Origin of the sequence: Rhodococcus sp. Ni2 (assembly GCF_021352185.1) — a bacterium.
Taxonomy (GTDB): domain Bacteria; phylum Actinomycetota; class Actinomycetes; order Mycobacteriales; family Mycobacteriaceae; genus Rhodococcus_F; species Rhodococcus_F qingshengii.
Genome location: NZ_WOXZ01000002.1, coordinates 2,644,670 through 2,656,333, shown reverse-complemented (window position 1 = coordinate 2,656,333; position 11,664 = coordinate 2,644,670). Strand labels below are relative to the sequence as shown.

The 11,664-nt window shown below is 63.2% G+C and carries 12 protein-coding genes; 9 read left to right on the top strand and 3 right to left on the bottom strand.

Features of this window, described 5'->3' with window-relative positions:
* Positions 1–4: 4 nt before the first annotated feature.
* Complete coding sequence (locus tag GN300_RS25825) at positions 5–772, bottom strand: TSUP family transporter (protein WP_030536361.1); 768 nt, start codon at positions 770–772, stop codon at positions 5–7.
* A gap of 74 nt (positions 773–846) precedes the next feature.
* On the opposite strand from GN300_RS25825, the gene GN300_RS25820 reads away from it, so the two are divergent.
* Complete coding sequence (locus tag GN300_RS25820) at positions 847–1,974, top strand: sensor histidine kinase (protein ID WP_082845803.1); 1,128 nt, start codon at positions 847–849, stop codon at positions 1,972–1,974.
* Between the two features lie 57 nt (positions 1,975–2,031).
* On the top strand, positions 2,032–2,691 hold the full coding sequence (locus GN300_RS25815; protein ID WP_003945024.1) for a response regulator transcription factor: 660 nt from the start codon (positions 2,032–2,034) through the stop codon (positions 2,689–2,691).
* A 37-nt stretch (positions 2,692–2,728) separates the two neighbouring features.
* Here the strand turns inward: GN300_RS25815 and GN300_RS25810 are convergent, their stop codons facing one another.
* A complete protein-coding gene (locus GN300_RS25810) occupies positions 2,729–3,388 on the bottom strand; it encodes a hypothetical protein (protein WP_003944837.1) in 660 nt (219 codons plus the stop codon).
* A 250-nt stretch (positions 3,389–3,638) separates the two neighbouring features.
* Between GN300_RS25810 and GN300_RS25805 the strand changes: the two genes are divergently transcribed.
* The 6 genes from GN300_RS25805 (at position 3,639) to GN300_RS25780 (ending at position 10,340) form a co-directional block, all read left to right on the top strand.
* Complete coding sequence (locus GN300_RS25805; protein ID WP_003944915.1) at positions 3,639–4,199, top strand: FxsA family protein; 561 nt, start codon at positions 3,639–3,641, stop codon at positions 4,197–4,199.
* A 12-nt stretch (positions 4,200–4,211) separates the two neighbouring features.
* Positions 4,212–5,846: an amidohydrolase gene (locus GN300_RS25800; protein WP_063316394.1), complete on the top strand. Its 1,635-nt coding sequence runs from the start codon at positions 4,212–4,214 to the stop codon at positions 5,844–5,846.
* 37 nt (positions 5,847–5,883) lie between these two features.
* Positions 5,884–7,452 carry an apolipoprotein N-acyltransferase gene (gene lnt, locus GN300_RS25795; protein WP_063316713.1) on the top strand — a complete coding sequence of 523 codons (1,569 nt, stop codon included), beginning with the start codon at positions 5,884–5,886 and terminating at the stop codon, positions 7,450–7,452.
* A 92-nt stretch (positions 7,453–7,544) separates the two neighbouring features.
* Complete coding sequence (locus tag GN300_RS25790; RefSeq protein ID WP_047270554.1) at positions 7,545–8,375, top strand: hypothetical protein; 831 nt, start codon at positions 7,545–7,547, stop codon at positions 8,373–8,375.
* A 136-nt stretch (positions 8,376–8,511) separates the two neighbouring features.
* Positions 8,512–9,165 carry a hypothetical protein gene (locus tag GN300_RS25785; protein ID WP_225320033.1) on the top strand — a complete coding sequence of 218 codons (654 nt, stop codon included), beginning with the start codon at positions 8,512–8,514 and terminating at the stop codon, positions 9,163–9,165.
* On the top strand, positions 9,162–10,340 hold the full coding sequence (locus tag GN300_RS25780) for a PrsW family intramembrane metalloprotease (protein WP_003944910.1): 1,179 nt from the start codon (positions 9,162–9,164) through the stop codon (positions 10,338–10,340). The genes GN300_RS25785 and GN300_RS25780 overlap by 4 nt, the downstream gene beginning before the upstream one ends.
* A gap of 391 nt (positions 10,341–10,731) precedes the next feature.
* On the opposite strand, the gene GN300_RS25775 is transcribed toward GN300_RS25780, so the two are convergent.
* Positions 10,732–11,070 (bottom strand): RNA polymerase-binding protein RbpA, encoded by a 339-nt coding sequence (locus GN300_RS25775; protein ID WP_003944971.1) that lies wholly within the window; start codon positions 11,068–11,070, stop codon positions 10,732–10,734.
* A 189-nt stretch (positions 11,071–11,259) separates the two neighbouring features.
* Between GN300_RS25775 and GN300_RS25770 the strand changes: the two genes are divergently transcribed.
* Positions 11,260–11,616 (top strand): hypothetical protein, encoded by a 357-nt coding sequence (locus GN300_RS25770; RefSeq protein ID WP_042450945.1) that lies wholly within the window; start codon positions 11,260–11,262, stop codon positions 11,614–11,616.
* Positions 11,617–11,664 lie beyond the last annotated feature (48 nt).

Sequence of the window (11,664 nt, the reverse complement as noted above, 5' to 3'; positions counted from 1 at the left end):
GATCTCAGCCGAACTGCTGCCATCCGAGGCGAATCACCATGGCGATCACGACCACCAACAGCGTGATCCGCACGAATCCGGATCCCTTGCTCAGCGCCATCCGCGAACCGATGACCGCGCCGAGAACGTTGCACACCGCCATCGCCAAACCCAAACTCCACCAGACATGCCCGGTGACGGCGAAGTAGGCGAGCGCGCCGAAATTGGAACCGAGATTGATCACCTTCGCCATCGCTGCGCTCCGAACGAATTCGGTTCCGAGGAAGGTCGCGAAGCTGATGATGAGGAAGGTGCCGGTGCCGGGTCCGAGCAGACCGTCGTAGAGGCCGATGAGTCCGGCGGAGAGCAGCAGGACGAGGACGGTCTTGCGCTGCGTCGGACGATGGGTCGCGATCGTGGTGCCCAGCGTCGGACGCATGGTCACGAAGACGGCGACGGCGACGAGGACGACCATCACGATCGGAATGAAGTACTTCTTGTCGATCAGCGAAACGGCCGCCGCCCCGCACGCGGCCGTCACCGCAGCCAACGCGGCTGCCGGCGCCATCTGCCGCCACTCCATCGGGATTCGACGGGAGAACGTGTACACCGCAGCACTCGTCCCGGTGAATGCCGTCAATTTATTGGTGGCCAGTGCCGCCTGTGGGGTCAATTGCGGGGCGACCAGAAAGAGCGCCGGCAACAGAATCAATCCACCGCCGCCGACCACGGCGTCGACCCAACCCGCCGCCGTCGCTGCCGTCATCAGCAGTCCCCAATCAGCAATATCCACGGCGGTGACTCTTTCACAGCTGTGACACTCTTGAGCACATGCGGAGGTTCAGCCTGTGGCTGCGAGGAAAGCCGATGATCGCGGACAGCGCGCTGGCGCTCGTGTTCTTCGCGCTCGAGGTAGTTACGTTCGTCAGTTCGCCGCGTGAGGAGCGGTGGCCTCAGCTCGTCGTCGGATTTCTGATCTGCCTTCCCGTCGTGTGGCGTCGCAAATATCCGCGTGTGTCCGCTGCGTCCATTTTGTCGATGTCGTACTTCGCAACCTTGATGATGTGGGCGACAGGGGATCCGGCTGCGGAACATCCAGGCCTGTTGGCGCTCGGGGTCTCGCTCTACACACTCGTTGCGTATGTCGATCGACGCACCGGGGCGATTTTTGCGTGCTTCCTTGCCCTGGACATGACACTCTCGTTGCTCGTCATCCGCGAAGACGTGATCCTCACGATCATCATTGCGACCCTGCTCTATGCACTGGCCTGGATCACCGCCGAGTTCTTGAGCGCCCGCCGCGCCTACGACGAGGAAGTGGCCGCCAGACTCGAAGTGGCCGAATACGAACGGGATCGGCGTGCCGAGGATGCGGTGGCCACGGAAAGAACCCGAATCGCCCGCGAACTCCACGATGTCGTCGCCCACGCGGTCAGCGTGATGATCGTCCAGGCGGACGGCGCGTCGTATGCGGTCGATTCCAATCCCGCGTTGGCCAAGAAGGCGCTCGGCAACATCTCCAGCACCGGACGCGACGCCCTTGCCGAGCTTCGCCGGACCGTCTCGCTTTTGCGCACCGAGGTCAGTAGCGATTTGATGCCGCAACACGGAACGGCCGGCATCGCCAAGGTCGTCGAGATGATGCGTGCCGCTGGTCTCGGCGTGCGCCTCGAGCTGACCGGCGAGCTCGACGACGTCAGTCCTTCAGTCAGCCTGGGAATTCATCGCCTGGTCCAAGAGTCACTGACCAATGTCCTCCGTCACGCCGGCGCAAATCCGAAGGCACGAGTCACCGTGCGCCGCACCGACACCGCGGTGCTGCTCGAGGTCGTCGACAACGGAACGTCGAGTTCGACCTTCTCCCACGGTTCGGGGAATGGACTGGTCGGAATGCGTGAGCGGGTGGCGGTACTGCACGGGACACTCGAGACCGGACGACGCCCCGACGGCAGTTGGCGTGTGTACGCAGAGCTGCCGCTCGAGATCCACGATTGATACCGGCTCGCCGCAATCGCATTGGCACCGACGTCTCAGGCCCGATAGGTTTACGCCGTGCCCATCACCGTGCTGCTAGTCGACGACCAGGAACTCATGCGGATGGGCCTGAACATGGTGCTCGAAGCACATGAAGACATCTCGGTTATCGGTGAGGCCGGTGACGGAGCCGCGGCGGTCGCAGCGGCGGTGGCGCTGAAGCCTGACGTCGTGTTGATGGATGTGCGGATGCCGATTGTCGACGGGGTGAAAGCGACGGAGCAGATTCTTGCGTCCGGGATCGAATCCAGGGTCCTGGTGATGACGACGTTCGACCTGGACGAACACGCTCTCGGTGCCTTGCGTGCCGGAGCGAGTGGTTTTCTTCTCAAAGACACCCCGCCCGAGGACCTCGTGTCGGCTATCCGCAGCGTGGCAGCCGGTGACGCGGTTGTCTCCCCGAAGGTGACACGTCGTCTGCTGTCGAGGTTCATCGTGGACGGTCCGGCGCCCCGGCGCGATCCGGTGGTTCTCGACGTCCTGACCGAACGCGAACGCGAAGTCCTCGGACACGTGGCCACGGGACTGTCGAACATCGAGATCGCACAGCAGCTGTACCTGTCCGAATCGACGATCAAGTCGCACGTCGGACGCATTCTCACCAAACTCGATCTGCGTGATCGTGTGCAGGCTGTGGTGCTGGCCTACGAGACCGGACTGGTGACTCCGGGCGCGTAGGCCAGCCGTCTGTCAGGCAGCGAGCGTTTCGCTCTGCTCAAGCATCAAAAGCGCCCACTGTTGGCAGCACGATGCAGGTCTTCCCGTCTGCGTAATCGACATTGCCGAACAGAGCGGCAAACACCTTGCCGTCACCGGTGTCGACGACCTTCGAGAGCAACGGCGTATCGAGTACGGGCAACTTCTCGTCCAACGGGACGATGCCGCCCTTGAACGTGCCGACGTTGATCCAGGCAACACTCAACCCTGAGGTCTTGGGTATGCCGACGTAACCCGGGATTGCCTGGAAACGGAGATGGTCGGCCTCGACCCACGGCGGCAACGGGAAGTTCGGACCGGCCTGTGCGGAGCTGAGGGTTACGGTGACGGGTTCACCGGCCACGCCACACCCGACCGTCGGTGCGGGGTACATGAACGACTGCGGCTTGGTGACGCCGATGTCCGGGAGATCGAGAGCGGTCGTGATCTGATCAGCGCCTGCCGTGCCGATCAACTGCTGAACAGCAGCAGAGGCTTCGGGGGAGATGGCTGCGGCCTGCGCGATCAGTGCGGCAATCCCTTCGGGTACTACCGGTTCTGCGGCCGCGGTTCCCGCGCTGATCATCGCGCTGCCGGCGGTGAGTGCCACGACGGCGGCAGTGCCGGCGATGGCAGCGGGAATGCGTCGGGCGAGTGTCTTGCCGGGGAGTCGGCTCATGTCGGGCTCCTTCATTTCATGAGGCCGGGAAATGCGGCCCGAAGTGACTTGACCATGCGCAGAGTCTCAACGTCAACTTGAGGTTTAGAATCGTTAGCGGAGCGTTAGTTAACGCCAGGCAAGTCGCACGTGCGTGAGAGAAGGCCCGTGTGACTCACGGCACCCACCTGTTTTGCACCTCTGCGTCGTTGTCGGGAGAAAAACCGGCCCCTCGAGCGTTGAACGAATAGACCGTCTGAAAGGGGACGTCATGATCGCCGCCGTATTTCTCCTCTACGTGATCGTCGAGATCGCAGCCTTGGTCATCGTGGGCAACGCCATCGGTGTCGCCTGGACAGTGCTGCTGTTTCTCGCCGGATCGCTTGTCGGATTGATCCTCATGCGCTCGCAGTGGCGACGGGTCATGGACGGGTTCCGTAAGGCCACGCGGGGTGAGGGATCGCCGTCACTGGCGGTCGCCGACGGCGCCCTGGTCGCGGCGGGCTCCGCGTTGATGTTCGTACCCGGACTCGTGACTTCGGTTCTGGGCCTGCTGCTTCTGATTCCGCCGACCCGCTGGGCGCTGCGCCCGCTTGCAGTGCTCCTGGCAGGTAAGCGCGCAGCAGCATTTGCCGCCGGTGGTGACGCCTTCGCCGGAACCGTCGGCTACGCGGCGCGGATGCGCGGAAACGGCGAGGTGATCGACGGCGAGATCATCGTCGAGACACCCGAAACCACCGAGTACGTCGCCAGCAACGGCAAGGAACTCGTCCTCGAGGGTGAGATTCTGGACACGGATACACCCACCCGTTCGCGGGGGCCGCAGTACTAACAGGCAGACTGGGTGCTCGTGACTACTCGTCTGCTGGTCAACGGCCGGATCTACAGTTCATTTGCACCTGATGCGACCTCGATCGCCATTACCGACGGCACCGTCGTGTGGGTCGGCGACGAGCGCGCCGGACGGGCGTTGCACCCCGCCGCGGAGATCGAAGACCTGGGTGGTGCGTTTGTCACTCCCGGGTTCGTCGACACCCACGTCCACATCACCGCACTGGGACTCAATCTCGTCGGCCTCGATCTCGTGGGCGCGAACTCTCTGGACGAATGTCTCTCGCGAGTACGAATCTTCGCAGCCGCGAACCCCGAAACTGCCCATCCCGACGCAGTCATCTGGGGACACGGTTGGGACGACACCGAGTGGGCCGAGCAGACCCCGCCGTCGACCGCAGATCTCGACGCGGCCGCCCCTGGCCGCAAGGTGTATCTCTCGCGGATCGACGTTCACTCGGCCGCGTGCTCGAGCGCATTGCGCGACGGGATCTCCGGCCTCGCCGACACCGCTGGATACTCAGCCGAAGGCCCGTTGACGTTCGACGCACACCACCTGGCGCGCAATGCCGCTCGGAATCTGCTGACGGAAACTCAGCGCGCGTCTGCTCGTACCGCTGCGCTCGATCTCTGCGCCTCACGCGGAATCGTGGCCGTTCACGAGTGCGGGGGACCGGACATCTCGGGATTGACCGATTTCCAGGAACTGTTGGCCCACGATCACGGCGTGGAGGTTCGGGGCTACTGGGGTGAGCGTGTCGACAGCGAAGAGGATGCTCGCGCGCTCCTCGACAAAACCGGAGCAGACGGACTCGGCGGGGATCTCTTCATCGACGGCTCGCTCGGTTCGCATACCGCGTGGTTGCTCGAACCCTATGCAGACCAACCTGATTCGACGGGCAATGCCTACCTCGACGTCGACGCGATCGCCGCACACATCCGGGCCTGTACCCTCGCGGGCGTCCAGGCCGGGTTCCATGCCATCGGTGACGGCGCCGTCTCGTCGGCAGCTGCCGCGTTCCGCAGGGTCGCCGACGAACTGGGTGGCCCCAAGGTCGCCGCGTTGGGTCACCGCCTCGAGCACGCGGAAATGATGTCCATGGCCGACGCGGAAACCTTTGCCGCCTTGGGTGTCATCGCTAGCGTCCAACCGGTGTTCGACGCACTGTGGGGTGGCACCGACGGTCTTTACGCCACGCGCCTGGGAGTAGAGCGCGCAGCAGCGTTGAATCCGTTTGCACCTGCTGCCGGTAAGGGTGTCTCGCTCGCATTCAGCTCCGACGCCCCGGTCACCCCCATCGAGCCGTGGGCGATGCTGCGCGCCGCTGTCCAGCACCGCACCGACGGAAGTGGAATCTCGCCGCGTGCGGCCTTCTCCGCGGCAACTCGCGGCGCCTGGCGCGCGGGCGGAGTGCGGGACGGCGCCGCGGGAACCCTCAATCCGGGCGCACCGGCCTCCTACGTGTTGTGGGAGGCAGGCGAACTCGAAGTGAGCGCACCCGCCGACTCGGTTCAGCGATGGTCTACCGATCCGCGCTCGCGCGTACCCGCTCTGCCGAGGCTGGCGGAAGATGCGCCGATTCCGGTCTGCATCAAGTCGGTGCATCGCGGACGCGTCGTCTATCAGCGCGGCTCGTCGAGTGAGTGAGGCCGGCGCAGAGGCGTCTGTCGGTGATCGCTCCCGTGTGAGCGCTGTGCTCACCGGTTCCGCATGGCTACGTTCGCTGTACGCGGCCGCAGGTGGATTCCTGATCTTCGCAGGGTTCCCACCCCGCCCGCTGTGGTTCTTGGCGCCCGTCGGGATCGCTCTTCTGACGTGTGTGTTGACGAACTTCGGGCGCGGCGGACTGCGCCTTCGTGCCGGCTTCGGTTACGGATACTTGGCCGGTCTCGGATTTCTGGTGCCGTTGCTTCCGTGGATCGGTGTGTTCGTAGGTGCGGTCCCGTGGATCGCGTTGGCCGCGGTGGAGTCGTTGTTCATCGGACTGTTCGGGCTGCTTGCGGTTCTGGTGGCGAGGTTGCCATGGGCACCCTTGTGGATTGCTGCGACCTGGACGCTCACCGAGTGGCTTCGTTCCAGCGTTCCTTTCGGCGGATTTCCTTGGGGCAGGCTCGCATTCGGTCAATCCGAAGGGTGGCTCCTCCCTCTTGCGAGTGTCGGCGGTGCGCCGCTGCTCAGCTTCGCGGTGGCCCTGACCGGTACCGGCTTGGCAGCAGTTGCAGTCGCTGTCGCGGCCAAACGATGGGACCGAGGATTCTTCGGAGCTGTTGCCGCTGCCCTCGTGCCCGTGATCATTGCTCTCGTGGTGTCGCCGTTCTTGTCCACCATGGATTCCGGTGATCGAACGATCACCGTCGCCGCCATTCAGGGAAGCGTTCCGAGGTTGGGCTTGGACTTCAACTCGCAACGCAAGCAGGTCCTCGACAACCATGTCGCCGAAACCGTGAAACTTGCTGCCGAGGTGGACGCGGGCCGCGTCGATCAGCCTGACGTCGTGATCTGGCCGGAGAACGCCTCGGACATCGACCCCCTGCGAAACGCCGATGCCGCTGCCGACATCACCCGGGCCTCCGAAGCGATCGGAGCGCCGATTCTTGTCGGCACCGTACTCGTGAACGCCGATCGTACGACCACCAATTCGGTGATCGTGTGGGACGGCGCCAACGGTCCTCAGGAACAGCACGACAAGAAGATCATTCAGCCGTTCGGCGAATACCTGCCCTACCGAAGCTTCTTCCGGAACTTCTCCTCGTACGCCGATCGCGCGGGCAATTTCGTTCCCGGCGAGGGCAACGGCGTTGTCCATGCAGCGGGGGTACCCATCGGTGTCGCGACTTGTTACGAGGTGGCGTTCGACCGGGCGTTCCAGGAATCTGTGCGCAACGGTGCACAGTTGCTGGCGGTACCGACCAACAACGCCACTTTCGGGGACACCGAGATGACCTATCAGCAGCTGGCAATGTCGCGTGTGCGGGCAGTCGAGCACGGCCGCGCCGTCGTTGTCGCCGCAACCAGTGGTGTCAGCGCCATCATCGCTCCCGACGGTGCGGTGACTTCGCAAACCGACCTGTTCGTGCCGGCGACCCTGGTGGCGAAGGTGCCGCTCTCGACCAGCTCCACCCTTGCCAGCCGAGTAGGTCCGGTGCCGGAGATCGTGCTCAGCATCATCGCGGTCGGCGCGATTGCCATGGCAGTGCTGGCCCGGCGCCGAGATCAGGCTGAGCACTCACCCGAGGAGACTGCGGCAATCTGAGCCGAGCATCGGATATTAGGGCTGCCGATGTTCCGAGGAGCGCCTACGCGGGTACTCGCTGTGCCACCCGTTCCTGCGTAAGGCAGCTTCTTGTGACCGAGCCTGAGAAAACCGAGCCAGACAAGTCCGAGCCCCGGGATGCAGTTCACAAAACCAGTGTCGTCGACGCGGTTCTGCAGTCACCGCTCGCCGGCCTGTCACCGTGGATCTTGCTGTCTTTGCTCTCCGGGCCGGGAAGGTTCGAGGAATCCGCGGCCGCAGCCCTCGGGTTGTCGCTGCTGATCTTGGCGGCCAGTCACCGGCGCGGCGGCACCGTGAAGCTGTTGGAGGTCTTCGACGTCGTGTTCTTCGGCGTTCTGGCGGCCATCGGCCTCCTCGCGTCGGCGAACACGATTCGGTGGTTCGAACTCTGGGGAGGCGAACTGACCAACATCGCGCTGGTGGTCTTTGCCTTCGGATCGATCCTGCTCCGCAATCCTTTCACTTTGCAGTACGCGAAAGAGTCGACGCCTGAAGAGTATTGGACGACGCCACTGTTTCTGCGCATCAACTACGTCATTACGGCGGTGTGGGCTCTCGCCTTCACCTGGTCGGCCGTGGTGGGCCTGTTCGGAGACGCACTGCTGCACGACGGTGACAACTTCTGGACCGGATGGATTCTGCAGTTGCTCGGAACCTTCTTCGCGATCTCCTTCACCGAGTGGTACCCCGAGTATGCGCCGAACAAGGCCGCTCAGGCTCAGGGCCTCGAAACCGAACCACCGCAGTCGATTTTCAGGCTGTTCGACTTTTTGCCGGTGTTCGTAGCCGTGACCGGCATCGCGGGGTTGGTGACCGACTCCGTTTCCGTGACCGCAGGCGTCACGTTGATTCTGGTCGGCGTGTTCGGACATCTGGCGATGCGAAGATTCACAGTCGACTAGGAGCTCTCGGTGATCTCGCGCCTACGGGAACTTGGTGCACGATCGTCTCGATGACCGGCAGGTGCCGGCTGATGCACGGAATTTGTCCGTTTCTGCGATAGTCAGTGCACCTGCTGTGCAATGGAAACGAGGGAAATTGAGCGTTATTTCGAGTACTGCACACAAGCACGAGCCCCTACACGGAACACGTCCACCAGCGGATCACCGCTTCCTCGGATTCGACACACGAGTCTTCCCACACGCCCTCGCGATCTTGGCGGTGTGGATGCTCTGGACCGTGATCGTGCCCGCCATCGATTCCGCTGTCTCCTCCGAAGATCCAACCGGCGCCGGAGACCGGATGGCCGTGACCGAAACGGTCTCCTTCGCCGTACCTGCGGGCTGGAATGTCGACAGTGGTTTCCGAACCGACCAACATGGCGCGTCCGATTCGCTCCCACGTGTGACGTTGACCGATGGCACCGTCACCGTGAGCGTCGACGCCGACACATTCAGTGGAACTGCCGACGAGCTCCTCTCCCAAACAGATGCCGTGAGTCTTGCGACGAACGGCAGTTCCGTGCTTGCGGTCTCCGGTGCGCGCCAGCCGATCAGCACCGCCGGGGGTCTGAGCGGCGTCCAGGTCAGCTTTGACACTCCGCGGTCCGCCGGATCGGTGACCACATTCGTCGTCGACGGCAAGGGAATTCGGGTACAGGTAGTCGGCCCACCCGATCAGATCGCCGCCCGCAGTCGAGAAATCACCGACATGATCGCCTCTATCGGCACACACGAGGGAGACACCAAGTGAGCACCGATCTCCTCGAAACCCGCTCCCGCGCATTCGATACGACGGCCTGGGGCGAGAAATTTCACTTCTTCCAGCCACGCAACGTCGTGTTCTGGATATACCTGTGGATGTGCGGATTCGGCCTCGTCAAAGGCTGGCAGATGTTTGCTCCCTTCGCCGGATACTTCGGGCGCGCACTCCTCGTTGCCGGCATCGTCGGCGTCATCAGCGCCGCGGTCTGGACATGGTGGTTCCGGCACATCGACCGCTACGAACGCCAACCCGTAGGACTAGTGGTCACCGGCTTCATCTGGGGCGCCACCGCAGCAACGTTCACTATCGCAGTACCCGCGAACGGAGCAGTCGGTTCGCTCTACTCGAAGATTTTCGGGCAGGTATGGGCTCAGGACTGGCATGCGGGCCTCTCTGCACCCTTCGTGGAGGAAACCGCCAAAGGCATCGGCATCGTAGTCCTCCTCGCGCTTGCACCACGCCTGGTGCGCACCGCAACCGACGGCCTGCTCCTCGGTGCTTTCATCGGCTTGGGATTTCAGACCAGCGAAGACTTTCTGTACTCGATTGCCGGCGCAACACAGGGCTTCGGCGCCCACCAAACCGACGGCCTGCTCGGTTCCATCGCCACCCGCACCTACTCCGACATCGTCTCTCATCCCCTGTTCACCGCCCTTTTCTGCGCCGGCGTGATCTATCTGATCGGCACCCCGGCCCAGCCCCGGCGGATCGGACGCGGATTGGCGTTGATCGTGGCACCCATCCTGATCCACGGCGTGTGGGATTCCATGCTCGCGATCGCCGGCGGCAGCAGTTCGCTCGTGTTCGTCATCATGATCGGCGACATCGTCTTCGCGTTCACTGCCTTGTGGATCGCGTTCGTCTGGGCGCACCCACGTGAATCCCACTTCGTCCGTGACATTCTCGCCCCGGAAATCGAGTCCGGCGTCCTGACCGACGCCGAGGTGACAGCCGCCGGCGGATGGCGACAACAACGCACTTACGCGAAAGCCGCACCCACTCGCACCGAACGTCGCCAACGACGACATATCGTTCGTGCCGCGCTGGATCTGTGCAGCGACCTAGCTGTCAGCAAGGGCGACGACAGCCCCCAGGTCGTCGAATCACGCAACGAAATCACCCGCCTCCGCCAAGGAACCGCGGCACAGAGCATCACTCGGTGACCGGGAAGTAGCAGAAGAACCGTTCAGCACCGCAAATCATTCACCCACACCCCAGTCGGCCGGGTGACTGGGCTACCAGTTCACTCCGTATCGAAGTTTGGTGTACCGAAGTTTGGTGTGTCGCGGGGTGGGGGATACAGCTCACACTGGTGCACGAAGCAGCGCCGATGGTTCTCCAGCGCAAGTCCAGGATTTGCGCACTGTCGGCCCGCGAGTGCGCCTGGATGCTGAATGACGTTGCCCTGAAGTGTCTTTGAGGACCGCGAAGCATCCTGAAGTTGCCACGTCGAAGAAGGGCCGAAGTATGACGTCGACTTGTGAACGATCACTCCCCGAAGAACGAGAAAGACCGCCCGGTGTAGAACCGGACGGTCTTGATCGAAGTGCTAGTTCATGCGCCGCGACGCTTGGCCTTCAGCAAATCGAGACGCTCTTTGAGGAGCTCTTCGAGTTCCTCGACCGAGCGACGCTCGAGCAGCATGTCCCAGTGGGTGCGGGGAGGCTTGACCTTCTTGGCTTCGGGAGCAGTCCCCTCCATGAGGGTGCCTTCGAGGCCGTTTCGGCACAACCAGGTGCCGGGGATCTCGGCTTCGTCCGCGAACGGGATGTCGAAGATCTCGCCGTTCTCGCACTTGTACTTGGCCATACGACGGGGCGCGAGGTCATGGTCACGGTCGGTCTCGTAGCTCACAGCTCCGAGTCGGCTACCTCGAAGTACGCGATCTGCCATGGTGGTGTCCTCTCTTCGTTCGTCACCGCTGGTGGGCGCCCTGACTTGGGGAGTAGACGCTCACACTCATCTACAACGCCACGAGCACCCGATTGGTTCCCGTGTGGCGAGAAGACGCAACCTCTCCATCTTACCGGGTACCGTGCGCGTTCATCGAAGGCGTCCGAATCTCGAGTACAGTGTCGATTCATGGCTGAGAGCACGCGCGTCGGATCACCGCAGTCTGCGCGTTCGGGAAACCCGTGTGTGTGGTGTGGTCGAGAGGTCGCGGTGACCGGTGTCGGTCGTCGACGCCGGTACTGCAGCCAGTCTTGTCGACAGCGTGCGTACGAGCAGCGCAATGCCGTCAAGGGCACGTCGATCCCGGCTGACGCCGTCATCTTGACCGCAGTCGAAGCGGTCGAACTCGTGGATCGGATGTTCGAGGTCCGATGCGCTGCCGAAGATGTGGCGACAGCAGTTGCCGAGGGCGCAGAGAGTTCAGAGCTCACACAGTTGTGTGAACGGTTGACCGAGCTTGCCCGCGAAGCCGAACGTTTCCGGTAGAGCAGGTGTGGGCAACCGGTTTCTAGCCTTGCGTCGAGCACTGCAACA